This is a genomic window from Ruegeria sp. CI5, assembly GCF_056536885.1.
The window spans coordinates 22,519-44,500 of sequence record NZ_JBQFQN010000005.1; the positions used below are offsets into that span (position 1 = coordinate 22,519).

General features: G+C 62.9%; 24 protein-coding genes. 10 read left to right on the top strand and 14 right to left on the bottom strand.

What is annotated here, in order from left to right; genetic code table 11:
• Positions 1-22: 22 nt before the first annotated feature.
• Both ACR0BA_RS14855 and ACR0BA_RS14860 read right to left on the bottom strand, forming a co-directional pair.
• Positions 23-337 carry a hypothetical protein gene (locus ACR0BA_RS14855; RefSeq protein ID WP_110644555.1) on the bottom strand — a complete coding sequence of 105 codons (315 nt, stop codon included), beginning with the start codon at positions 335-337 and terminating at the stop codon, positions 23-25.
• Between the two features lie 324 nt (positions 338-661).
• Positions 662-1,303 carry a dCTP deaminase domain-containing protein gene (locus ACR0BA_RS14860; RefSeq protein WP_480728673.1) on the bottom strand — a complete coding sequence of 214 codons (642 nt, stop codon included), beginning with the start codon at positions 1,301-1,303 and terminating at the stop codon, positions 662-664.
• Positions 1,304-1,336: 33 nt separating this feature from the next.
• On the opposite strand from ACR0BA_RS14860, the gene ACR0BA_RS14865 reads away from it, so the two are divergent.
• The gene (locus tag ACR0BA_RS14865; RefSeq protein WP_480728916.1) at positions 1,337-1,792 is read left to right on the top strand and encodes a deaminase; all 456 of its coding nucleotides are present in this window, start codon (positions 1,337-1,339) and stop codon (positions 1,790-1,792) included.
• Positions 1,793-1,849: 57 nt separating this feature from the next.
• Here ACR0BA_RS14865 and lepA read toward each other — a convergent pair whose 3' ends face one another.
• Positions 1,850-3,649: a translation elongation factor 4 gene (gene lepA, locus ACR0BA_RS14870; protein ID WP_170390605.1), complete on the bottom strand. Its 1,800-nt coding sequence runs from the start codon at positions 3,647-3,649 to the stop codon at positions 1,850-1,852.
• Positions 3,650-3,994: 345 nt separating this feature from the next.
• On the opposite strand from lepA, the gene ACR0BA_RS14875 reads away from it, so the two are divergent.
• Positions 3,995-4,306 (top strand): hypothetical protein, encoded by a 312-nt coding sequence (locus ACR0BA_RS14875; protein WP_093962696.1) that lies wholly within the window; start codon positions 3,995-3,997, stop codon positions 4,304-4,306.
• A 67-nt stretch (positions 4,307-4,373) separates the two neighbouring features.
• Positions 4,374-5,336, top strand: a complete 963-nt coding sequence (locus ACR0BA_RS14880; protein ID WP_260063358.1) for a LysR family transcriptional regulator — start codon at positions 4,374-4,376, stop codon at positions 5,334-5,336.
• Here ACR0BA_RS14880 and ACR0BA_RS14885 read toward each other — a convergent pair.
• Complete coding sequence (locus ACR0BA_RS14885) at positions 5,333-5,764, bottom strand: low molecular weight protein-tyrosine-phosphatase (protein ID WP_480728918.1); 432 nt, start codon at positions 5,762-5,764, stop codon at positions 5,333-5,335. The two genes, ACR0BA_RS14880 and ACR0BA_RS14885, sit on opposite strands and share 4 nt — an antisense overlap.
• A 39-nt stretch (positions 5,765-5,803) precedes the next feature.
• Between ACR0BA_RS14885 and ACR0BA_RS14890 the strand changes: the two genes are divergently transcribed.
• Positions 5,804-6,499 carry an NAD-dependent deacylase gene (locus ACR0BA_RS14890; RefSeq protein ID WP_480728676.1) on the top strand — a complete coding sequence of 232 codons (696 nt, stop codon included), beginning with the start codon at positions 5,804-5,806 and terminating at the stop codon, positions 6,497-6,499.
• 52 nt (positions 6,500-6,551) lie between these two features.
• Positions 6,552-7,160, top strand: coding sequence for an HdeD family acid-resistance protein (locus ACR0BA_RS14895; RefSeq protein ID WP_480728677.1), 609 nt, complete (start codon positions 6,552-6,554; stop codon positions 7,158-7,160).
• Between the two features lie 101 nt (positions 7,161-7,261).
• On the opposite strand, the gene ACR0BA_RS14900 is transcribed toward ACR0BA_RS14895, so the two are convergent.
• Positions 7,262-7,735 (bottom strand): copper chaperone PCu(A)C, encoded by a 474-nt coding sequence (locus ACR0BA_RS14900; protein WP_480728678.1) that lies wholly within the window; start codon positions 7,733-7,735, stop codon positions 7,262-7,264.
• An 850-nt stretch (positions 7,736-8,585) separates the two neighbouring features.
• Here ACR0BA_RS14900 and ACR0BA_RS14905 point away from each other — a divergent pair.
• Positions 8,586-9,071, top strand: coding sequence for a GNAT family N-acetyltransferase (locus tag ACR0BA_RS14905; RefSeq protein ID WP_480728680.1), 486 nt, complete (start codon positions 8,586-8,588; stop codon positions 9,069-9,071).
• Positions 9,072-9,140: 69 nt separating this feature from the next.
• On the opposite strand, the gene rpmB is transcribed toward ACR0BA_RS14905, so the two are convergent.
• From rpmB to meaB, 3 genes are all read right to left on the bottom strand, one after another.
• Positions 9,141-9,428, bottom strand: a complete 288-nt coding sequence (rpmB, locus tag ACR0BA_RS14910; protein WP_039532366.1) for a 50S ribosomal protein L28 — start codon at positions 9,426-9,428, stop codon at positions 9,141-9,143.
• A 171-nt stretch (positions 9,429-9,599) separates the two neighbouring features.
• On the bottom strand, positions 9,600-10,736 hold the full coding sequence (locus ACR0BA_RS14915; protein WP_170441610.1) for a Hint domain-containing protein: 1,137 nt from the start codon (positions 10,734-10,736) through the stop codon (positions 9,600-9,602).
• Positions 10,737-10,892: 156 nt separating this feature from the next.
• Positions 10,893-11,870 (bottom strand): methylmalonyl Co-A mutase-associated GTPase MeaB, encoded by a 978-nt coding sequence (meaB, locus tag ACR0BA_RS14920; protein ID WP_480728682.1) that lies wholly within the window; start codon positions 11,868-11,870, stop codon positions 10,893-10,895.
• A gap of 126 nt (positions 11,871-11,996) precedes the next feature.
• Here meaB and hrpB point away from each other — a divergent pair, with 126 nt between their 5' ends.
• Both hrpB and ACR0BA_RS14930 read left to right on the top strand, forming a co-directional pair.
• Complete coding sequence (gene hrpB / locus ACR0BA_RS14925) at positions 11,997-14,447, top strand: ATP-dependent helicase HrpB (protein WP_480728684.1); 2,451 nt, start codon at positions 11,997-11,999, stop codon at positions 14,445-14,447.
• 71 nt (positions 14,448-14,518) lie between these two features.
• Complete coding sequence (locus ACR0BA_RS14930) at positions 14,519-14,974, top strand: NUDIX hydrolase (RefSeq protein WP_170370855.1); 456 nt, start codon at positions 14,519-14,521, stop codon at positions 14,972-14,974.
• On the opposite strand, the gene ACR0BA_RS14935 is transcribed toward ACR0BA_RS14930, so the two are convergent.
• The 3 genes from ACR0BA_RS14935 to ACR0BA_RS14945 all read right to left on the bottom strand — a co-directional run bounded on the left by ACR0BA_RS14935 (position 14,971) and on the right by ACR0BA_RS14945 (position 17,952).
• Positions 14,971-15,966 carry a 2-dehydropantoate 2-reductase gene (locus ACR0BA_RS14935; protein WP_480728686.1) on the bottom strand — a complete coding sequence of 332 codons (996 nt, stop codon included), beginning with the start codon at positions 15,964-15,966 and terminating at the stop codon, positions 14,971-14,973. The genes ACR0BA_RS14930 and ACR0BA_RS14935 overlap by 4 nt on opposite strands.
• Before the next feature lie 78 nt (positions 15,967-16,044).
• Positions 16,045-17,007, bottom strand: a complete 963-nt coding sequence (locus ACR0BA_RS14940) for a pirin family protein (RefSeq protein ID WP_170366627.1) — start codon at positions 17,005-17,007, stop codon at positions 16,045-16,047.
• 102 nt (positions 17,008-17,109) lie between these two features.
• Complete coding sequence (locus tag ACR0BA_RS14945) at positions 17,110-17,952, bottom strand: phytanoyl-CoA dioxygenase family protein (RefSeq protein WP_480728689.1); 843 nt, start codon at positions 17,950-17,952, stop codon at positions 17,110-17,112.
• Positions 17,953-18,158: 206 nt separating this feature from the next.
• Between ACR0BA_RS14945 and ACR0BA_RS14950 the strand changes: the two genes are divergently transcribed.
• Positions 18,159-18,647 carry a twin-arginine translocation pathway signal gene (locus ACR0BA_RS14950; RefSeq protein WP_480728691.1) on the top strand — a complete coding sequence of 163 codons (489 nt, stop codon included), beginning with the start codon at positions 18,159-18,161 and terminating at the stop codon, positions 18,645-18,647.
• A gap of 5 nt (positions 18,648-18,652) precedes the next feature.
• Entirely contained in the window at positions 18,653-19,258 is a 606-nt protein-coding gene (locus tag ACR0BA_RS14955) for a ferric reductase-like transmembrane domain-containing protein (protein ID WP_480728692.1), read from the top strand.
• Between the two features lie 14 nt (positions 19,259-19,272).
• Here the strand turns inward: ACR0BA_RS14955 and ACR0BA_RS14960 are convergent, their stop codons facing one another.
• The 3 genes from ACR0BA_RS14960 to ACR0BA_RS14970 form a co-directional block, all read right to left on the bottom strand.
• On the bottom strand, positions 19,273-19,617 hold the full coding sequence (locus ACR0BA_RS14960; RefSeq protein ID WP_480728694.1) for a 5-carboxymethyl-2-hydroxymuconate Delta-isomerase: 345 nt from the start codon (positions 19,615-19,617) through the stop codon (positions 19,273-19,275).
• A 57-nt stretch (positions 19,618-19,674) separates the two neighbouring features.
• A complete protein-coding gene (gene argF / locus ACR0BA_RS14965) occupies positions 19,675-20,601 on the bottom strand; it encodes an ornithine carbamoyltransferase (protein WP_093963032.1) in 927 nt (308 codons plus the stop codon).
• A 67-nt stretch (positions 20,602-20,668) separates the two neighbouring features.
• Entirely contained in the window at positions 20,669-21,856 is a 1,188-nt protein-coding gene (locus tag ACR0BA_RS14970; protein WP_480728696.1) for an acetylornithine transaminase, read from the bottom strand.
• Positions 21,857-21,982 lie beyond the last annotated feature (126 nt).

A 21,982-nucleotide genomic window follows, 5' to 3' on the forward strand; every position in this document is an offset into this window, starting at 1 on the left:
CATGCGGCGCTCACCGACGGGCTCAGGCCCATGCCAACGCGGTGCCCGCGATGACGAGGGCAATGCCCAGCCCCTCGCGGTAGGAAAAGGACTCGCCGAACAGGAAGAATGAGGCGATGGCGATCAGCACCACCTCGGCCCCCAGAATGCCGGTATAGATGATGCCCAGCCGTTCGTCGCGCAGCGCGGCGAGTTCCAGCGTGGCGGCGGCCAGCAAGGTGGCGACGATCAGCAGCCCCAGCCCGAGGCCAGGAAGTTTCCACCAAAACTTCATCGAGATCATGGCCACCGAATAGAGACCCGCCGATCCAAGCGCGATGATGGGGATCATGGACATGGGGGCCTCCGCCGCTGGTTTCCGTAGGGTCAACCTTAGCAGGTGCGGGTCGGTGGGGCTGTGAAGTGGGTCACGTTGCGAGGTGAGGCCCGTCTAGAAACGATCCAGCGGACCGTTTCAGTGCAGAACGGGCGCAGCCCCGGGGAAGAGGCAAAGCCGGGTGCTACATGTGATGATCAGAGATGAGGACAGCTTCGGCCCGAGGGGAGGCGCAAACGCACCGCACCATAGGGGCGGATCGGCGCGGCCCGGCGGTGCCACCGGGCGGGTGACGGTTATTGAACTTGTAGTAGTCTGGGTACTATCTTTACAATCCAAAATGTCTCAGCTTGTAGTGAAAAGAGCTATCACTGCTACTGCCAGCGAAAGCACTGCTATAACTACGCTAAAGACGTTTATTCCTTTACTGAAGAAAGCATCAGCAACAACTTTCCCAGCGCTCTTTCGTGCGAGTTCAGTGATCCCCGCTGCGTCCAAAAATGTACTTGAAAACTCGTTACCAGCTTTGTTCTTGAGAAATGACTGGTATGTCGCTTTTCGGTTTTTCCAAGGTTCGAGGCTTCGAACCGAGTTGTGAGAAAAAAACAATACACGCAACAATCTCTTGTTTAGTTCGATCTTTCGAGGTCGGCTGGAGAAATTCACGAGAAACGCACTGATATGGCCATCGTAACCTGGATCAATCACACCAACGTTGAGACATAGCAGTCCATCATGAGTCAACGACGTCACCAGCGTGGCAAGTCCTGTAACGTGACTCGGCAAAACAACTCTTTCCATTGTTCGGACGGCAACCATTGAACTTGGCTCAAGCCAATACTCGTCAAGACCACGTCCACTGTCTTTACTTTCCGTTCCCATGGGAAAAATTTCCCCTACGGTTAAATCATAAGTGGAATTTTTGAAGTTTTCCTTGATACAAGGCTCTACAAGACCCAACTGCTCGATCTGACGGTCAATCAACATGAAACTCGCCTCCTAATGCAAAACTCAAATCCAATGAGAATCGAGAATACCTGGGGCGATAGTTTCAACCTTCTGAAACAACTGCAAGAAGTTGCACAAGAGAGCGATGATCCCGACAGAAAAGTCGGGGCAATAATCCTCGACCTGAATGGGCAAGCCCTTCTCCACAGCGCAAACGTTCTTGTCACTCCTAAGGACAGCGAACTAAAAAGAAGAACTTCGCGGGAGCAGAACCAAAAGTACTACTGGATTGAACATGCAGAGCGACGCGTAATATTCATGGCGTTCAAACAAGGCATCGACTTGTCAAGGTGTTCCATCGCCGTAAGTCTATTTCCCTGCGCAGATTGCGCCAGAGCAATTATCCAATCGGGCATAAGAACTGTTGTTTGCCCGCCAATCCCAGACGACGAGCCCCGCCACAAAGAAACGATGCGAGCCGCACAAGAGATACTCAGCTCAGCCGGGGTTAAGATACTAATAATATAGTTCCTTTTCGGTATCAGCATCCGACTTTGCATAAGCCGCAATCAAAAATTGACGACCCTAACTATCCATCTTCAACGCTGAAATAAACGCCTCCTGCGGGATATCCACTTTCCCGAACTGGCGCATCTTCTTCTTGCCGGCCTTCTGCTTTTCCAGCAATTTCCGCTTCCGCGTGGCATCGCCGCCATAACACTTCGCGGTCACGTCCTTGCGGAGGGCCGAGAGGGTCTCGCGGGCGATGACCTTGCCGCCGATGGCCGCCTGGATCGGGATCTTGAACATGTGGCGCGGGATCAGCTCTTTCAGCTTTTCGCACATGGCGCGGCCGCGGGTCTCGGCGCGGTCGCGGTGGACCATGACCGACAGCGCATCCACCGGCTCGTCATTCACAAGGATCGACATCTTGACCAGGCTGTCCTCGCGGTAGCCGGTCATCTGGTAGTCGAAGCTGGCATAGCCCTTGGTCACCGACTTCAGGCGGTCGTAGAAGTCGAAGACGACCTCGTTCAGCGGCAGGTCATAGACGACCATCGCGCGGCTGCCCGCATAGGTCAGGTCCATCTGGATGCCGCGGCGGTCCTGGCAGAGTTTCAGCACGTCGCCCAGGTATTCATCCGGCACCAGGATGGTGGCCTTGATGCGCGGTTCCTCGAGGTGGTCGACCTTGGACATGTCGGGCATGTCGGCGGGGTTGTGCAGCTCGATCATCTCGCCGTCTTTCATGTAGACGTGATAGATCACCGACGGCGCGGTGGTGATGAGCTCGATATCGTACTCGCGTTCGATGCGGTCGCGGATGACCTCGAGGTGCAGCAGGCCGAGGAAGCCGCAGCGGAAGCCAAAGCCCAGCGCGGCCGAGGTTTCCATCTCGAACGAGAAGCTGGCGTCGTTCAGAGCCAGTTTCTCGATCGCGTCGCGCAGGTCTTCGAATTCGGCGCTGTCCACGGGGAAGAGGCCGCAGAACACCACCGGCTGCGCGGGTTTGAAGCCCGGCAGAGCGGTTTCGGCACCGTTGCGGTCATTGGTGATGGTGTCGCCCACACGGGTGTCGCGCACCTGCTTGATGGATGCGGTGAGGAAGCCGATCTCACCCGGACCCAGCTGGTCGACCATCTGCATCTCGGGGCGGAACACGCCCACGCGGTCGACATGGTGCAGGGTGCCGTTCGACATGAACTTGACCCGCATGCCCTTTTTCAGAACGCCGTCCATGATGCGGACTAGAACGATCACGCCCAGATAGGCGTCGTACCAGCTGTCGACCAGCATCGCCTTGAGCGGCGCGTCGCGCTCGCCCTTGGGCGCGGGCAGCTTGTGCACGATCGCCTCGAGCGTTTCGTGTATCCCCTCTCCCGTCTTGGCCGAGACGCGGATGGCGTCGGTCGCGTCGATGCCGATCACGTCCTCGATCTGTTCGGCCACGCGGTCGCAGTCGGAGGCCGGTAGGTCGATCTTGTTCAGCACCGGCACGATCTCGTGGTCGGCGTCGATGGCCTGATAGACGTTGGCCAGGGTCTGCGCCTCGACCCCTTGGGTCGAGTCCACCACCAGCAGCGAGCCTTCGACCGCGCGCATGGACCGCGAGACTTCATAGGCAAAGTCCACGTGGCCGGGAGTGTCGATCAGGTTCAGCACGTACTGTTCGCCATTGTCGGCGGTATAGTCGATGCGGACCGTGTTGGCCTTGATGGTGATGCCGCGTTCGCGCTCGATATCCATGCTGTCAAGCAGCTGTTCCTTCATGTCGCGATCCTGCACCGTCCCGGTCTCTTGGATGAGCCGGTCGGCAAGGGTGGATTTGCCATGGTCGATATGCGCGACGATGGAGAAATTGCGGATATGAGCGAGGTCTGTCATAGCGTCGGGATATGGTTCGAAATCGGGCGCTGGTCAAGGTGAGACAGCACGGCGGACGCCCCATATTTCAGCGCGATGAGGCCATGACGCTGCGGTTGGCTTCGTTCCAAGCCCTCAGCTGCATTCAGGCGACCGTACGTAGACAGAACTCGGCCGTGTTGCACCGTCCAAAACGGGGCTCGAAGGTCATGCCACGGCCGACCTTAGTGCCAACCGCGGCACTTTCGACTCAGGTACGGAGTTTCTGAAAGCAAATTGTTGAACGGCAGGAAAACTTGGACGATACTGCGCCGCAAGCCGAGAGGGACACAAGACTCCTCCGGGCAGGCAAAACGAGGCATGAGCATGAAACAGTTCCTCATTATCGCGCTATGCGCCACGTCGCTGACCACTTTGGCCCCGGCCATGACCGAAGCGGCGCAGATCAAACGTGCATGTTTGGCGTCCGACCGTTCGGCTGCGACACGCGACAGGTGCAAGTGCATCCAGCGGGTGGCAGATCAGGCTTTGACCAACAAAGACCAGAAAACCGTGGCCAAGTGGTTCACCGACCCGCATCAGGCCCAAGAGCTGAAGATGTCAAAATCCGCCCGCGATGACGCGCTGTGGGAGCGGTATCAGAACTTTGGCCGCATGGCACAGGCGATCTGCAGCTGACGCTGACCGCGATCCTTGACCTGACCCGCCCTGCGCCTCAGTAATGGCGCAGTGAAAGGGAAATCATATGGTGACGAAAGGGTTGACCCTGCGCGGTCTCGAAGTGTTCGAGGCCTTGGCGCGGACCGGTTCGGTGGCGCAGGCTGCCGAGATTACCGGGCTCAGCCAGCCATCGGTCAGCCAGCAGTTGCGCAATCTCGAGAATGCTCTGGGCACGGACCTGGTGGATCACGGGCGCAGACCCATGCGCCTGACCCAAGCCGGGCGCAGCTTTCTGGCGCGGGCCGAATCTGTATTGGCCGAGTTGCAGATGGCCCAAAGCGAGCTGTCGGTCATGGACCTGGGTCATCTGAGCACGCTTTCGATCGGCCTGATCGACGATTTCGACAATGACTTGACCCCGCGCCTTGCCACGTTGCTGGCCGACAGCCTGACACGCTCCAAGTTCAAACTCATAACCCTCCCCAGCCTCGAAATCTTTGAGGCGCTGGCTTCGCAACGCCTGCATCTGGCGGTCTCTGCCCATAGCGGCGAGGTGCTGGAAGGCGTGGTGGAGTACCCTTTGGTCCAGGATCCTTTCATTCTGGTCGCGCCGAAGGGCGGTGTGACCAACGGGGGCGTAGATGCTGCTTTGGAGACCCTGCCCTTTCTGCGCTATGCGCGGGAACAGTTGATCAGCCGGCAAATCGAAAGCCACCTGGCGCGGCAACAGCTGCAGTTCGAAGAGCGGTTCGAGATCGGGTCGCACTTGGCCCTGATGGCGATGGTCGCGCGTGGCCTTGGCTGGGCGATCACCACGCCGTTGGGATACATGCGGGCAGCCCGCTTCCACGAAGGCATGGATGTCTACCCGGCTCCGTTCGGAGAGTTCTCGCGCACTATTTCCCTGTTCACGCGGTCTGACTGGTCAGATCAGGTTCCGCGCGAAGTCGCGGGCATGACGCGCCGTTTGATGCAAAGCCAGATGATCGAACCAGCCCTTGCCCGGCTGCCCTGGTTGTCCGGACAGTTGAAGGTGATCGGCGGCTAGCCGTCCAGATATGCCACCAACCCATCCACGGCGGCTTCGATGAGGTCCAGCGCCCCGTCGAAATCCCGGGTATAGTAGGGGTCGGGCACATGATCGGCGCCGGTGTGGGGCGCAAATTCGGTCAGCAAGCGTACGGGCGTAGGATTGTCGGCCGGGCGCAAAGCCTCGATCTTGGCGAGATTTTCGCTGTCCATCCCGATGATCAGGTCAAACCTGTCGAAATCAGACACTGCAAACTGGCGCGCGCGCAGATCGCTCAGCTCCACCCCTCGGTTGCGAGCCGCGTGTTGCATCGGCGCATAGGGTGGATCCCCGACATGCCAGTCGGACGTTCCGGCACTGTCACAGGCATGATGAGGCGCCCTGACACGGAAAACACCTTCGGCAGCAGGGGAACGGCAGATGTTGCCGAGGCAGACAAACAGGATACGCTGTGACTTGGCTCGGGTTTAACGTGTGGAGGGCGAATGGAAAAGATCGTGATTTTGACCGGAGCCGGGATTTCGGCGGAAAGCGGATTGGGCACCTTTCGCGATGAAGGCGGATTGTGGGCCCAGCACCGGATCGAAGACGTAGCGACACCCGAAGGTTTTGCCCGAAACCCTGCCCTTGTTCATGACTTCTACAACGCGCGCCGGACGCAGGCGGGTGGTGCCGACCCAAATGCAGCCCACACAGCACTGGCCCGGCTACAGCGCGACTGGCCAGGAGAAGTGGTGATCGTAACGCAGAACGTGGACAGCCTGCACGAAGCCGGAGGTGCGACCGGGGTTATCCACATGCACGGCACCCTGTCAGGCGCGCTGTGCGCCTCTTGCGGGCATCGCTGGACTGCGCCAGCGGAAATGTCCGTGGGCGAACCGTGCCCCGCCTGCCGCGCGGCAACCGCCCGACCCGACATCGTGTGGTTCGGCGAAATGCCTTACCACATGGATCAGATTTACGACCATCTGGCACAGGCCGGGATATTCGCCGCCATCGGAACCTCTGGCCAAGTCTACCCGGCTGTGGCCTTCGTGCACGAAGCCATAGCTGCGGGCGCACGGACGGTCGAATTGAACCTCGAGCCCTCGGTTGGTGCATCCAGCTTCGACCAGACGCTGCTTGGCCCCGCCACCCAGATCGTGCCACGCTGGGTCGATGACTTGCTGGGCCGCAGGTGACACGGATCATTCTGCTGGGCTAAGCTGAAGGAATCTGAACCAGGAGAAACAGATGACCGAGCCTGAAGCCCCCCGCGGCGAAATCGTTGACGACGAAGGCATCGACAGCCGCGAAGCGCTGGGCGACACCCTTGCGGATCTGTGGTGGACGTTCCTGCTGCGCGGATTGCTTGCGGGGGCCGTTGGTATTGCCGCGCTGTTCTGGCCGACCGGCAGCATCGCACTGCTGCTGCAGCTGGTAGGGGTGCTGCTGATCCTCGATGGCGGTCTGACCTTGCTTGGCTTCGGTCGGCGCGGACTGATCGGAGGCGCGGGTATCGGGGCGGTCTTGATTGGGCTGGTCCTTTTGATCTGGCCGGAAGGCACAGCTCGTCTGACGTTCTTCCTGCTGGGCGCTTGGGCGCTGATCATCGGGATCGGCTCGCTGATTTCGCTGGGCCAGATGCATCAGCTGGACCCCGAACGCGCGACCGTTCGGAACTCGGGCATCGTGGCCCTTATCATCGGGCTGGTGCTGATCTTCTGGCCCGGAAGCGGCGTCGTCGCACTGGGCTGGGCAATCGCGGTCTCCGCCTTGGCCTTTGCCGGCGTCATGCTGTTCATGGCCGCACGTTTCAAACGGGCCGGAGAACGGGTTTCGATGCGCGTGGTCAACAAGTGAAGAACAACGCTGATCGGCAGTTGAAACGCGAACAGGCCGGGGCTTGACCCGGCCTGGCGCATGGATGACGGCCGCATCGCGGCCCGAAGACAGGCGTGCTGTCAGTTCGAGTGCTTCATATGCCCGTGGCCGTCTTTCCGTTCCAGGTCCACGGGAATCTCGACAACGACCTCACCGGCCTGCTCAAAAACCAAAGTGACGGGTATGGTTGCGCCCTGTTCAAACGGCTGCTTGAGCCCCATGAACATCACATGGTCCCCGCCCCGCTGCAGCATATGCGCCTCGCCAGCGGCGATCGAAAAACCTTCCTCGACTTCCATCATCTTGGCCACGCCGTTGTCGTCGATCTTGTGCGTATGCAGCTCGACTCGTGCAGCGATATCGGATTTGACAGCGACGAGTTGATCATCGGTGTCGCCTGAATTGCGGATCATCATGAAGGCCGCACCAGCCTTGGCATTGGCCCCCGAGGATCGGGCGTAGGCATCCTCAACCGAGATCACACTTTCCGCATGGGCGGCGGTGGACATGATTGCAGCGACGAAAATAGCGGGCAGGATTGATTTGAAGGGCATCTCGCCTCTCCTTTTTGACTGTCTGATTGTATTGCGAAGGGTCTCAGACAGGGGCCGGCGGCGCGCGCGCCGGTCGCTGCGGGATCGGAGCCGCAACAAGGCTGTCGGAACGCAACGGTATGTCAGACTTTGCCCGCTCGGGCCCTTTCGGTGCCGGCGGAGGGGCATCCAGAACCGCACCCAGCAAGTTGAGCGCATAGTCGGGACAGAAATGAGGTGGTTTGGTGGGCTGGCCGTGCTCGTCCATATAGACGACGACAGGTCCGTTCCCGGTGCAAAGCACCATTTGACCGACCGCTGTATTCAGTCCTCGTGACGCCGCAATACCCTGGCCTGTCAGAACCAGCATCAGCGACAGTAGCAACGGCAACACGAGGCGATAGGATCGGGTCATCTTGGCAGAGGTTTAGGCCCGATCGGAAACGGACTGCAAGTGCCTTCGTGAACGCTGAGACAGTTTGGCGCGAACCAAGGAAAAAGGGCCGGCCTGACCGGCCGACCCCAGAATTTGCTTTGATCGGGACCGTCAAAGAACTCCGCGATCATCCGGACCGGTGTTGAGACCGGTATGCAGCCGGTTCACCCGCCGCTGCATCCGCGCACAGCTGGAAAATGACCCGACCAGAAGAGTCGAAAGGAAGGAAATAATAATTGAAGTATTCGCAGACATTACCACACTCCGCCGTAGAATAACCGCATACATAAAATAGATTCAAAACCCTGTATGTGAACAAAGTCACGCAGTCGCGTCCTTCTGCCTCCCGCACCGAGACCGCGCACGGCACCAGCCCAACGGCAAAGTGATCCGGACGCTCTGGTTTAGGCAGAAATTCAGGCGTAGATCGTGGTCATGCCACTCAAAGCGCACACAGAAATCCAGTTCCTCAGGCTGCCGCAGATTGAGCCGGCTGAAATCGCACGGCACATGTCTGATCCCCGCGTCGCTCGGCATCTGCCTTTGCTGACGGGGCCCTGGGACATCGCGATGGCGCGGGCCTTCATAGACGCAAAAGAGGCCTGCTGGGAATGCGACGGGCTTGGGCACTGGGCGATCACGTCCGGCGGTTGCTATGTCGGCTGGGGCGGCTTCCAGCGTGAAGGCAGGGAATGGGATTTCGGCGTGGTCCTGACGGCGGATGCCTTCGGTCTGGGCATGCGCATCACCCGCAAGGCCATCGCATTCGCCCGAGCCGATGAACGCATTCCATATGTCACTTTTCTGCTTCCACCGTCCCGCCGCAATCTCTCTGCGCTACGGCGTATCGGCGCGCATTATGTCGGTCCGGAAACCTATTCCGGCGCGCAGTTCCTGAAATACAGGCTTGAGACTGGTTGAGGATCCAAAGACAAACGAAAAGCCCCTGCACCAACGTGTACAGGGGCCACGAAACAGTCTTTGGGAAAATCAGGCCGAGGCTTGCGCCTTGGCGATTTCCTTTTTCACTTTCAGCGCGTTGGCGGACAGCTCTTCGTCCTTGGCTTTTGCCAGGAACGCGTCCAGACCACCACGGTGATCGACCGAGCGCAGCGCGGCGGCCGAGATGCGCAGCTTGACGCCACGACCCAGGGTTTCCGACTGCAGGGTCACGTCGTTCAGGTTGGGCAGAAAACGACGACGAGTTCTGTTTTTGGCGTGGCTGACATTGTTGCCAGTCATCGGGCCTTTTCCGGTCAGTTCGCAACGGCGCGACATGGTTTCTTCCTTTGTTTCTGGAGGCCGGGCATAAATCCGCAGCCAAATCACAAGGGGCACAACCCGAAGTCGCGCCCGAAAACTGGTTGGATGCGTTTAGTGGGAATCGCCGGAAGGGTCAAGACAGCAGCTGCGAAATCTTTCCTTGCCAAAAAATGGTCCTGAAACGGCTCAGACATCAACAAGCAAAGGCCTGTGATTTTTGAGGTGACGAGCAATCAGACGGGTCTGCTGATGGTTTATCGGGATCAACCTTGCGGGTTCGGATTCGTGGTTCTCATCAGCCAGTTCCGGAAAAATCGCAAGGATTTCAGTCCTTGCCGCGGGTCCCAGAGATTTCAGCGCCTCGGGGCCGGTATACAGGCTTTCGGTCGGCGCGGATTCGGCAAACAGGATCTCGTGCCGGTCGAACAGCAGATGGAAATACTCGATGCTGTCGACCGTGCAATCAACGAAGATCCCCGGCAGCGCCGTCAGCTTGATCGCGGGAATCAGAACTTGAGACTGGCCGAACATGCGTTGCGCGATGCGAGAACCGACCATCATGCGGTGCTGGCGGGAAACCAACAGGTCCCGCGTGGGCAGCCCCGCTCCCAAAGCCCCGGCGCAAATACGAACTGGGCGCAGTTTCGGATTGGCCCTCAGATCAATCGCATCAAACCTGCGCCGACCGATCCAGCGGATGGATTGGTTGCCGCTCTCGGCCGTACAGATCAGGTCACCGGTGCGCAGGTCTTGCACCTGTACCGGGCCGCGGTCAGTCAGAATGCTCGTGCCAGCGGTAAAGCAGGGAACGCCGGATCCGTTTTCAAATGCGGAATAGGTGACTGTAATACCCGACGGCAGGGTGAAACTGCCGCTGGTCAACGAATAGCTGGTGCCGGCAGACACGGTGAATGTCCCGAATGAGCTGTCGTTAACCACAGTTCCTGCAGGCAGATTCAGCGTGTCGGTACCACTGCCACCGCGCACATCGCCGGACACGCTGGTGCTGCGGAAGTTCAGAACATCATTTCCGCCGCCCAGGCGGATATTGCCAATGACCGAGCCTTGCAGCGTGACCGTGTCGTCGTCTGATCCGGCCCTTACCTGACCGCCGATCGTGCTGCCGATCACCGTGATCGTATCGATCCCGGCATTTCCACGGACACTACCAGAGATGGTACTGTTGGTGACAGTGATGATGTCGTTGCCGCCGCGCGCGCGGATATCATCGATCGGCGTACCCTGAGGGGTGCCGTTCAGCGTACCGTTGTCATTGGTGACATCGATATCGTCATCGCCGTTTGTCCCAAAGATATCGGGCATAAGAGGCGGGTCCTGTTTCTCCGCTTGGTCACGTCCAGCCAGCTGCGCTCCGGTTTTTCTATGTGCTGGGCGCCACAACCAAGGATTTCACCTGCACTCAGGCTACAGAACTCTTGGGCGTTGCGCCAAGTTTTCCTGTCCGCGCGGGCAATTGTGTTACCCGGATGCAAGAGTCCTCAGCATCCGTTCGGCCGCCACCGAGGGGCTGAGCCGCCCCGACCCGACCTCGGCGCCCAGCCGGTCCATCTCGGATCGGGCCTGCGGGGTCTCCAGCTTGGCGAGCAGCGCATGGCGCACCTCCTGGTCGAACCAATAGCGGGCCTGTTCGGCGCGGTTGGCGTCCCAATGGCCGTTCTGTTTGCGCCAGTCGGCCAGGGCCTGCATTTCGACCCAGGCCTGGTCCAAGCCGTGTTCTTCGACCGCTGAAACGGTCATCGCCTTGGGAAAGCCCTCGGGGTCCTGCGGGCGTTTGCGCAGCAGGCGCAGCGCCCCGGCATAGTCGGCGCAGGTGCGGGTGGCGGTGGCTTTCAGGTCGCCGTCGGCCTTGTTCACAAGGATCATGTCGGCCATCTCCATGATGCCGCGCTTGACGCCCTGCAATTCATCCCCGCCGGCCGGGGCCAGCAGCAGCAGGAACAGGTCGGACATTTCCGACACCACGGTTTCCGACTGACCCACGCCCACCGTTTCGATCAGCACCACGTCGAACCCGGCCGCCTCGCACAGGGCGATGGCCTCGCGCGTGCGGCGGGCGACGCCGCCCAGATGGCTCTGGCTGGGCGAGGGGCGGATGAAGGCGTTCGGCTCGCGGCTGAGACGTTCCATCCGGGTCTTGTCGCCCAGGATCGAGCCGCCCGACCGGGCCGAGCTGGGATCGACCGCCAGAACCGCCACCCGCAACCCCTGCCCGATCAGCATCATGCCGAAACTTTCGATGAAGGTGGATTTGCCCACCCCCGGCGTTCCCGACAGGCCGATGCGTAGCGCCTGCCGCCCGGCGCCGGACAGCGCCTCCAGCAGTTGCGCCGTCTGGGCGCGGTGATCGGCGCGGGTGCTTTCGACAAGGGTGATCGCGCGGGCCAGCGCCCGGCGGTCGCCCTTGAGGATCCTGTCGGCAAGCTCGGCTGTGGTCATGGGTGGGGTCCTTCGTCGAAATCTGCCCTAGATGACGGGGATGGGCCGGGTTTGTCCAGTACCGCCGGTCGCGGGATTTGACGCAGGCGTTCTGGACCTTGGCCGAGGCTTTGGCGATAAGGCGGCATGACCCGCCTACCGATCGACGATGCCCTGCCCGACCTGATCGCAGCGCTGCGCACGCGTGGCCGTGCCGTGCTGCAGGCTCCGCCCGGCGCCGGCAAGACCACGCGCGTGCCGCTCGCGATGCGCGACGCCGGCTTGTGCGACGGACGCATCGTGATGCTGGAGCCGCGGCGGCTGGCCGCCCGCGCCGCCGCCGAACGCATGGCCGAGACACTGGGCGAACGCGCGGGCCAGACCGTCGGCTATCGCGTGCGGGGCGAGGCGAAAGTGTCGAAAGCCACCCGGATCGAGGTGGTGACCGAAGGCATCCTGACCCGGATGCTGCAATCCGAACCCGACCTGCCCGGCGTCGGGGCGGTGATCTTCGACGAATTCCACGAACGCTCTTTGAACGCCGATCTGGGGCTGGCCCTGTGCCTTGAGGTCGCCGGCGCGCTGCGCGACGACCTGATCCTGCTGGCGATGTCGGCCACGCTGGATGCCGATCCGGTGGCGCGGTTGATGGACGCGCCGCTGGTGACATCCGAGGGCCGCAGTTTCCCGGTCCGGACCCGCTGGCTGGACCGCCCGCTGGGCCCGCAGGCGCGGCGGCTGGACGCGTTGGTCGATCTGGTGGTGCAGGCCGAGCGCGAGACCCGCGCCACCGGCGGCGGCATTCTGGTGTTTCTGCCGGGCGAGGGCGAAATCCGCCGGGCCGAAGCCGCGCTAGCCGGGCGGCTGCCCGGCGATTGCGCGATCCGCCCGTTGTTCGGCGCCCTGCCCTTTGCCGCCCAGCGCGCCGCCCTTGCACCGGCCGAGACTGGGCGCAAGGTGGTGCTGGCCACCTCGATCGCCGAGACCTCGCTGACCATTCCGGACATCCGGGTGGTGGTGGACATGGGCCAGGCCCGCCGCGCGCGGTTCGATCCGGGCTCGGGCATGTCGCGGCTAGTGACCGAGCGCGTTACCCGCGCCGAGGCGACCCAACGCGCGGGCCGCGCGGGCCGCGTGGCCGAAGGGCTGTGCTATCGCCTGTGGTCGAAGGGTGAGGAAGGCGCCCTCCCCGCCTTTCCACCCGCCGAGATCGAGGCCGCCGACCTAACCGGCCTTGCGCTGGAACTGGCCTTGTGGGGGGCCGAGCCGCAGGATCTGGCCTTTCTGACACCCCCGCCCGAGGGGGCGCTGGCCGAGGCGCGCGCGCTGCTGCGGATGCTGGGCGCGCTGGACGGCAAGGGCCGGATCACCGAACATGGCCGCGCACTGGCTAGTCTGCCGCTGCATCCGCGGCTGGGGCACATGCTGATCACGGCAGGCGCGCAAGCCGCCCCGCTTGCCGCCCTGATGGCCGAGCGCGACCCGTTGAAGGGCGCACCGGTGGACCTGTCGCTCCGGCTCGAGGCGCTACGCGATCCGCGCACTTATCAGCGCAACCGGGTCTGGCCCGCCAATCCCGGCGTTCTGGATCGAATCCGGTCCGAGGCGAAACGGCTGCGCGGCCAGATCAAGACCGAAGGCGACCCGCTGAGCCCGGCGGCGATGGCCGTGCTGGCCTATCCCGACCGGGTCGGCCAGCGGCGCAAGGGCGACGCGCCGCGCTATGTGCTGTCGGGCGGCAAGGGTGTGGTGATGGACCCCGGCGATCCGCTGGCCGCGGCGCCGTATCTGGTGGCCATCGATACTGACGGCAACCCGCGCGAGGCCCGGCTGCGCATGGCCGCGCAGATCACCGAGGCCGAGATCCGCGCGCTGTTCGCCGACCAGATCGAATGGGTTGAGACCTGCGCCTGGTCGAGACGGGACCGCCGGGTGGTGGCCCGTCGGCAGGAACGGTTCGGTGCGCTGGTGCTGGATGCCCGCATCTGGAAGGACGTGCCCGACGAGTCCGTGGCCCACGCGATGCTGGACGGCGTGCGCGATCTGGGGCTGCGTCTTGAGGGCAAGGCCGCGCGACTGGCAGCGCGGGTCGAGCTGGTGCGGGCGGCGGGCGTCGACCTGCCTGATTTCTCGGACAGCGGGCTGATGGACACGCTTGAGGATTGGCTGCTGCCGATGCTGACGGGCGTGCGCAGTGCCGAGGATTGGAAGCGGTTCGACCTGCTGCCCGCCCTTCAGGCGCGGCTGAGTTGGGACCAGATGCAGGAACTGGACCGCCGCGCGCCCCCGGCCTTCGTCACGCCGCTGGGGCGCAAGGTCCCGATCGACTATGGCAAGGCGGTGCCTGAAATCGCCGTTCGCCTTCAAGAGATGTTCGGGGTCACGCGGCACCCGATGGTGGGCGGCGAGCCGCTGAAGATCACCCTTCTGTCCCCCGCGCAACGCCCGATCCAGATCACCCGCGACTTGCCGGGGTTCTGGGCCGGGTCCTATGCCGATGTGCGCAAGGACATGCGCGCGCAATATCCCAAGCACCCCTGGCCCGAGGACCCGACCCAGGCCGACCCGACCCTGCGGGCCAAACGCAGGGGTGCTTGAATACCGTCTGTCAGATTGATATCTCTCGCCGTCTGGAAGGCAGAACAACAAAAAAACGGCAGGCACCCGCAATGACATGGCTGCACAAATTCTGGGAGGGGGTCCTGAAACCCCTGTTTCAGCGTCCGCGCCACGTGCAGTTCGCGGCGCTGTGCACCCGTGGCGATGGCCCCGATACGCAGGTGCTGCTGGTCACCAGCCGGGACACCGGGCGGTGGATCATCCCCAAGGGCTGGCCGATTGACGGGCTGAACGGGGCCGAAGCCGCAGCGCAGGAGGCCTGGGAAGAGGCCGGCGTGCGCAACGCCGAGGTCGATCCAGAGCCGGTCGGCAGCTATTGCTACGGCAAGGTCCGCAAAAGCGGCGCGATCGATCCGGTTTGCACCACGGTCTACCGGCTGCGGGTCACCGATCTGGCCGATGAATTTCCCGAAATGCACGAACGCACCCGCGAGTGGGTCTCGCCGCAAGAGGCGTCTGAACGCGTCCATGAACCAGAGCTGAAAAAGCTGCTGTTGCGGATCTAACCGCCGGGACCGTGCAGCCCTGCGCGGATCTGATCAGGAGACAGCGGACCCGTCTCGCCCTGCGTGATCAGCGCTGCCACCCGGTCGCAGATAGGGGTCGGTGTGCCGGTTTCGCGGCCCAGACGGATGATCTCGCCCTGCAGGCTGTCAATTTCGGTCGGACGACCGGCATCCAGATCATAGGCCATCGAGGTGCGCGCGGCGGGGTCGATCGTCAGCATCCGCGCCGCGATGCGCGAAAACAGCGGCGTGGGCAGGCGCAGGATATGCGGCGTCATCCAGGCCGGCAGCGGCGTGGTCGAGGCCACGGGATGCCCGGAGGCGGCCAGAACCGCCAGCGCCTCGGCCATCTGATCGGCCATCAGGCGGCGCCAGTCGCGGTTCAATAGCTGTTCGCGCAGGGTCAGGCCCGACAGCGCGTTCAGAGCATTGTTGAGGTTGATGACCAGCTTGCCCCATTGCACCGCCTCGATCCCGTCGGTTTCGGTGACGGGCAGATCGGGCGAGGACAAGCGGCGGGCCAGCGCGCCGGGGCCGGACTGGATCACGATTTCGCCGGATGTCGCGCGATGCCAGGTGGCCGGACCGGCAGGCACCACGTTGAACGGCACCATCCCGGCGCGTACGTCCCGCCCAGGCAGCGCGGTGCGCAGGGTGCGCGCGTTTTCCATACCGTTCTGCCACGAAATGACCGGGGCCGCGGCCGGGGCGTGCGCGGCGATCAGGCGGGCCATCTCGGCGGTGGCGCCGGTTTTCACCGTGACCAGAACCAGATCGGCGTCGGACAGGCAGGCAGGGTCATCGGACAGGGTCAGACGGTCGGCGGGGATCGTTTTGCGCAGGCCCGAATAGTCGGTCGCGGTCAGCCCGTTCTGCCGGATCGGGTCCAGCACCCGCGCCCGGCCCAGCAGCGTGACGTGGTGGCCGGCATAGGCCAGCAGCCCCCCGCAATAGCATCCGATGCTGCCCGCGCCCGCGATCACCAGTTTCATGCCGTCCCCTTCCCGTTTGCCGTCAAGGATCGCCGGGATCGCGCGGGCGGGCAAGCCGGGCGGGCGCTGACGTCGCGTTCAGCGCGCGCGCCGGGGTTTGGTGCGTTCCAGTTCGGGAGTGATCGGAATGAAATCGTCTTCGTCCCCCGGCGGCAAGTGGAAGGCGCCGTTGGCCCAATCGGCGGATTTCCATTCGCGGATCGCCGTTTCGATCTTGTCCTTCGAAGACGAGACGAAGTTCCACCAGATATACCGATCCTCATTCATCGTGGCCCCGCCCAGCAGCATCAGCCGCGCCCCCGCCGGCCCGGCAGTCACCGACAGGCGGTCACCCGGGCGGAAGACCATCATGCGGCCTTCCTCGAACCGGTCACCCGCGATCTCGACCGAGCCCTGGGTGACGTAGACGCCCCGATCCTCATGATCGTCGGGCAGCGGAAACGCGGCGCCGGGATCCAGTTGCACGTCCAGATAGAAGATTTCAGACAGCATCGTGACCGGGCTGGTTTCCCCATAGGCCGAGCCGAGGATCAGCCGGGCGCTGACACCGGCATCCTGGATATGCGGCAACGCGCCCTGCTTGTGATGTTCGAAATCGGGGGCCATGTCTTCGTGTGCTTCGGGCAGCGCGATCCAGGTCTGGATGCCGAACAGGCTGTGCCGCTTGGCGCGGGTTTCGGCGCTGGTGCGTTCGGAATGGGTGACGCCGCGGCCCGCGACCATCCAGTTGACCTCGCCGGGATAGATCATCTGATGGGTGCCAAGGCTGTCGCGATGTTCAAACTCGCCCTGGTACAGGTAGGTGACCGTGCCCAGCCCGATATGCGGATGCGGGCGTACGTCGATGCCGCCATCGGTGATGAACTCGGCCGGTCCCATCTGATCGAAGAAGATAAAGGGCCCCACCAACTGACGCTTGACCGAGGGCAGCGCGCGGCGCACCTCGAACCCGCCCAGATCGCGGGCGCGCGGGATGATCAGGGTCTCCAGCGCCGAACCTTCGCTGACGCATTCGGGGCTGTGGGTGGGGTTCCAGCTCATGTCGGCCTCCAATCCGGTGCGGCGGGATGTTCACTCCTGTCAATCTAGCGCAAAATACCGGCGGACAAAGTGCATCTGCGCACAGACAGGCTGCGGCCCGGATCAGCCCTGTGCACGGGGCCAGAGCTGCGGGAAAAACGGGCCGGCGATCCGGTCGCCCTCAGCATAGCCGGCGGCCTCGAATTGCGCCCGTTCCTCCTTGGCCCAATCGCCGCGATACCGGATCACCCCGTCCGGCCCGGTCATGCGCAGGGTGAAGCGGTGCACGGTTTCCGAGGGCGTGACCGAGGACAGCCCGCCATGCAGCGTGCGCATGTCGAAATAGATGCAGTCGCCCAAGTCCATATCCCATTGCAGCAGGTCATAGGTGCCGGGGTCGGCATTCACGTCCGGTGGCGGGTGATAGGTGCGGCCTGCAACCTGTGTGGGTTCATAGCTGGGGTGCCCATCGGCAAAACGCACCCGCATGAACAGCTTGTCCCACAGATGCGAGCCGCGCACGAAGGCGATTCCGTTGTCCTTGCTGACCGGTTCAAGCGGCAGCCACAGCACGCACATCGAGCCTTCGAAATCGAAATAGGACAGGTCCTGATGGAATGGCGGGCGCGAGGTCGATCCGGCCTCGCGCAGGAACCAGTTGTCCATCACCAGATTGATCGGCGCGGCGCCCAGAAATTCGGAAGCGATTGGCGCACAGGGCGAGTTGCGAACGAATTCCTCGAACTGGGGGATCTTGCTCCAGGCCCAGTAATCCTCAAGATAGGCAGGCGCGTCCGGGTCCTTGGTGTGGCGGGTGAAGTTCTCGGTCGGGGTCTCCAGATCAGCGTCAATGCCCGCGCGCAGCAACTCAAGCCAGTCTGCGCTGAATTTCTGGCGCAGCACCACCGCACCATCGCGGCGGAAGGCGGCGATTTCATCCTTTGTCAGCAGGTTGGCATCTGTCATCGGCTTCCCCCCTTGGTGGCGCAAAGAAAAGGATCGCACCCGAATGGCGCAGGCGTCAAAGATTATTGCCGCCTTGGTCCATTCCATGCGCTTTCGTCCGCCGGTTGGCCGGTTTTTGCCCGGAACGCTCGGAATGAGCCGCGATCGTGCTATTCTTCCACTGTGGCGGTTGGAACAGCTGCCGGGTCAGCACAGGAGAGGTTTCGATGCCCGGAGATTCACTGAACCGAAGAACCATGTTGGTGGCCGGTACCGCTCTGGTCGCCACGGCCGGCAGCGGCCTGATCCTGCCCGCGCGGGCCAGTGGGTTGGCGCCTACCCCGTCGATGCGGGGCGGATCGAACAACTACCGCCCGGGCGCGCCGATCGTGGACCGGATCGGCGGCGGCGGTTTCTGGATGACCGGCGCAGTACGGCGGGCCGGCGACGGCGCGCCCCTGGCCGGTCAGCGCATCCAGGTCTGGGCGCACACAACCGAAGGCCACGAGCGCGACCCGCAAAGCCACGGCGCCACCCTGACCGATGCGAACGGAGAATTCCGGCTGGAGATGCCGCAGATCGTGCCGGCCTTTGGTCAGCCGCACGGACATCTGGCCTATGACAGCGGCGAATTCGAGACCGTCTTCCTGCGCCCGATCATGTCCAGTGCGCGCGACAAGACCCTCGCCGCGCATTTCGTTCTGCAACCGGTCTGAACCACGTGCCGCGCCCGGGCGTCCTTGCGGTCTGGCTGGCGCTGATCGCGGCCATCGCGGTGCCCGTGGTGGTGGCGGGGTTCAGCCCGTATCTGGCCTGGCGCAGCCCGATCTATATCGCTGCAGGCTTCGCCGGGATCATCGGGTTGGGATTGCTGCTGATACAGCCGCTGCTGGCTGCGCGCGTGTTGCCGGGACTGACCGCGATGAACAGCCGAATGGTGCACCGCTGGGTCGGGATCACCCTGATCGCCATGATTGCCCTGCATGTGGGCGGACTGTGGATCACCAGCCCGCCGGACGTGGTGGATGCCCTGCTGTTCCGCTCCCCCACCCCCTTCTCGGCCTGGGGCGTGGCGGCCATGTGGGCAGCGTTCGCCGCCGCGGCGCTGGCCGCGTTGCGTAGCTGGCTGGGATGGCGGTTTCGCGTTTGGCGGTTGGCCCATGCCAGTCTTGCGCTTGTGACCATCCTGGGCACGGTCGTTCATGCCTTGTTGATCGAGGGCGCGATGGAAACCGTCACAAAGGCCGCATTGTGCGGGCTTGTATTGTTCGCCTGCGTCGGAGCGTTGGTCAGATTGCAGGTCTGGGACGTGAATCCGCGGGGTTAGGCGACGGGCGCACGTCAGGTCGCCAGGCGCTTGGCATAGGTGGCGCGGTTCATCTCTACATCCCGCACCGTGATGCTGCCGACCGTCGGCGCAGCGGCGGCCAGAACATCCAAAGTGATCGCGTTCAGCTCGGCTCGGGTCTGTTCATCCCGTCCCTGCATCAGCAACAGAGAGGCATGGATGAAGGTCTGCGGCTCGGTCCCGATGAAGGAATATGGGATCGGCATCGCGCGAATTTTCAGCGTTGGTGCGTCAAATTCCTCATGCACGGCGAGGACCGTATAGAGTTCTTCGCATATGGCTTGAAAATCGTGCGATTGCTCAAGCCCGGCGGAAAATTCCAGAACGACGTGCGGCATGGGAGCCTCCAAGAATGAAAGAGAACCAGAGGCTCCCATTGAATTTCTGAGGGGGCTTCAGACCCCCAAACACCAGCGCATTACCGCCTTCTGCGCATGCAGGCGGTTCTCGGCCTCGTCGAAGATCACCGAGTTCGGCCCATCCATCACCTCGGAGGTCGCTTCCTCCTCGCGGTGGGCGGGCAGGCAGTGCATGAACAGGGCGTCGGGCTTGGCATGGGCCATCAGTTCGGCGTTGACCTGATAGGGCCGCAGCAGGTTGTGCCGACGCTCTTTCGCGGATTGGGAATCGTGCATCGAAACCCAGGTGTCGGCCACAACCAGATCAGCGCCGTCGACGGCCTTGTACGGGTCGCGTTCGACCACGATCTTCGAGCCCTTCTGGCGGGCGAAACCCATGAACTCTTCCTCGGGGTCGAACTGGGCGGGGCCGGTAAAGGTCAGGTCAAAACCGAACTGACCCGCCGCATGCAGGAACGAGGCGCAGACATTGTTGCCGTCACCCGTCCAGACCACCTTTTTCCCGGCGATGGGGCCGCGGTGTTCCTCGTAGGTCAGCACGTCGGCCATTATCTGGCAGGGATGGGTGCGGTCGGTCAGGCCGTTGATCACCGGCACGTCCGAGTATTCGGCCATCTCGGTCAGGATGGTTTCGTCGAAGGTGCGGATCATGATCATGTCGACATAGCGCGACAGCACGCGGGCGGTGTCAGCGATGGTTTCGCCATGGCCCAGCTGCATGTCCTTGCCCGACAGCACCATGGTCTGACCGCCCATCTGGCGCACACCCACATCGAACGAAACGCGGGTCCGGGTCGAGGGTTTTTCGAAGATCAGCGCAACCATGCGGCCGGCCAGCGGCTGTTCGTCGTCGGGTGCGGCCTTGGGACGGCCCAACCGGGCCTGCTTCATCGCGCCGGCCTGATCGATCATCGACCGCAGCGCGGCGGCATCGGTTTTGTGGATATCAAGAAAATGGTTCATGTCGGTTCGCTTTTTCACTGTCGGTTGCCGGAAGCGTCTCCCCCGGCGCTTTCGGGAATAGGGGGCGTCAGGCCGAGGCGAGCTGGTCTTGAACCTGCCTGGCGGCTTTCTCGAGGCGGATCTGGGCCTGGGCGATGTCATCCTCGGTCAGGGTCAGCGGCGGCAGCAGGCGGATCACGTTGTCGGCCGCGGGCACTGTGATGACTTCGTTGTCATAGCCGGCCGCGACCACGTCGGCGTTGGGCGCGTTGCATTTCAGGCCCAGCATCAGGCCAGATCCGCGGACCTCTTCGAAAACGTCGGGGTGATCGGCGACTAGGCCTTCGAGCTTTTGGCGCAGCAGTCCCGCCTTGCGGTTGACGCCGTCCAGGAAGGCCGGGGTTGCCACATGGTCCAGGACCGCGCAGCCCACTGCGCAGCCCAGCGGGTTGCCGCCATAGGTCGACCCATGGGTGCCCGCGGTCATGCCGCTGGCGGCCGCCTCGGTGGCCAGCACCGCACCCAGCGGAAAGCCCCCGCCGATGCCCTTGGCCACCATCATGATGTCGGGCGTAATGCCCGCCCATTCGTGGGCGAAGAGTTTCCCGGTCCGGCCGACGCCGCACTGCACCTCGTCGAGGATCAGCAGCAGCCCGTTGTCGTCGCAGATCTGGCGCAGGGCCTTGAGTTCGACATCGGGGACGGGGCGGATGCCGCCCTCGCCCTGGATCGGCTCGATCATGATCGCGGCGGTCTTGTCGCTGATCGCGTTGGTCACACCGTCCAGATCGCCGAAGGCGACATGCACGAACCCCGGCAGCAGCGGGCCGAACCCCTTGGTCATTTTCTCGGACCCGGCAGCGGCGATGCCCGCTGAAGAACGCCCATGGAAAGACCCATCAAACGTGATGATCTCCACCCGCTCGGGTTGCCCCTGATCGTAGAAGTATTTGCGGGCCATCTTGACCGCCAATTCGCAGGACTCGGTGCCCGAATTGGTGAAGAACACCGTGTCGGCAAAGGTCAGATCCACCAGCTTGTCGGCCAGCGCCTGCTGCTGCGGGATCTGGTACAGGTTCGACACGTGCCACAGCGCGTGCGCCTGTTCAGTCAAGGCCCCGACCAGTGCCGGGTGGGCATGGCCCAGCGCATTCACCGCAATCCCCGCGCCTAGATCAAGGAAACGTCGGCCGTCCGCCTCGGTCAGCCAGGCGCCTTCGCCCTTAACGAAGGTCAGCGGAGCACGATTGTAGGTCGGCAGAACGGACGGGATCATCGGATCATCCTTTTTGGAAAACTTGAACCCAGTGACTGAAACACTGAGACCGGGTTCGTCAACAGATTTGGTGAGAGATGCGCGGATTTGGGTCGCGCGCGCAGGATCAAACGGGCCGGTTACGCG

Bases quoted from the DNA above. Each gene is read 5' to 3' on its own strand.
- ACR0BA_RS14855 (WP_110644555.1), bottom strand. From the start codon at position 337: ATGTCCATGATCCCCATCATCGCGCTTGGATCGGCGGGTCTCTATTCG.
- ACR0BA_RS14860 (WP_480728673.1), bottom strand. From the start codon at position 1,303: ATGTTGATTGACCGTCAGATCGAGCAGTTGGGTCTTGTAGAGCCTTGT.
- ACR0BA_RS14865 (WP_480728916.1), top strand. From the start codon at position 1,337: ATGAGAATCGAGAATACCTGGGGCGATAGTTTCAACCTTCTGAAACAA.
- lepA (WP_170390605.1), bottom strand. From the start codon at position 3,649: ATGACAGACCTCGCTCATATCCGCAATTTCTCCATCGTCGCGCATATC.
- ACR0BA_RS14875 (WP_093962696.1), top strand. From the start codon at position 3,995: ATGAAACAGTTCCTCATTATCGCGCTATGCGCCACGTCGCTGACCACT.
- ACR0BA_RS14880 (WP_260063358.1), top strand. From the start codon at position 4,374: ATGGTGACGAAAGGGTTGACCCTGCGCGGTCTCGAAGTGTTCGAGGCC.
- ACR0BA_RS14890 (WP_480728676.1), top strand. From the start codon at position 5,804: ATGGAAAAGATCGTGATTTTGACCGGAGCCGGGATTTCGGCGGAAAGC.
- ACR0BA_RS14895 (WP_480728677.1), top strand. From the start codon at position 6,552: ATGACCGAGCCTGAAGCCCCCCGCGGCGAAATCGTTGACGACGAAGGC.
- ACR0BA_RS14900 (WP_480728678.1), bottom strand. From the start codon at position 7,735: ATGCCCTTCAAATCAATCCTGCCCGCTATTTTCGTCGCTGCAATCATG.
- ACR0BA_RS14905 (WP_480728680.1), top strand. From the start codon at position 8,586: ATGCCACTCAAAGCGCACACAGAAATCCAGTTCCTCAGGCTGCCGCAG.
- rpmB (WP_039532366.1), bottom strand. From the start codon at position 9,428: ATGTCGCGCCGTTGCGAACTGACCGGAAAAGGCCCGATGACTGGCAAC.
- ACR0BA_RS14915 (WP_170441610.1), bottom strand. From the start codon at position 10,736: ATGCCCGATATCTTTGGGACAAACGGCGATGACGATATCGATGTCACC.
- meaB (WP_480728682.1), bottom strand. From the start codon at position 11,870: ATGACCACAGCCGAGCTTGCCGACAGGATCCTCAAGGGCGACCGCCGG.
- hrpB (WP_480728684.1), top strand. From the start codon at position 11,997: ATGACCCGCCTACCGATCGACGATGCCCTGCCCGACCTGATCGCAGCG.
- ACR0BA_RS14930 (WP_170370855.1), top strand. From the start codon at position 14,519: ATGACATGGCTGCACAAATTCTGGGAGGGGGTCCTGAAACCCCTGTTT.
- ACR0BA_RS14935 (WP_480728686.1), bottom strand. From the start codon at position 15,966: ATGAAACTGGTGATCGCGGGCGCGGGCAGCATCGGATGCTATTGCGGG.
- ACR0BA_RS14940 (WP_170366627.1), bottom strand. From the start codon at position 17,007: ATGAGCTGGAACCCCACCCACAGCCCCGAATGCGTCAGCGAAGGTTCG.
- ACR0BA_RS14945 (WP_480728689.1), bottom strand. From the start codon at position 17,952: ATGACAGATGCCAACCTGCTGACAAAGGATGAAATCGCCGCCTTCCGC.
- ACR0BA_RS14950 (WP_480728691.1), top strand. From the start codon at position 18,159: ATGCCCGGAGATTCACTGAACCGAAGAACCATGTTGGTGGCCGGTACC.
- ACR0BA_RS14960 (WP_480728694.1), bottom strand. From the start codon at position 19,617: ATGCCGCACGTCGTTCTGGAATTTTCCGCCGGGCTTGAGCAATCGCAC.
- argF (WP_093963032.1), bottom strand. From the start codon at position 20,601: ATGAACCATTTTCTTGATATCCACAAAACCGATGCCGCCGCGCTGCGG.
- ACR0BA_RS14970 (WP_480728696.1), bottom strand. From the start codon at position 21,856: ATGATCCCGTCCGTTCTGCCGACCTACAATCGTGCTCCGCTGACCTTC.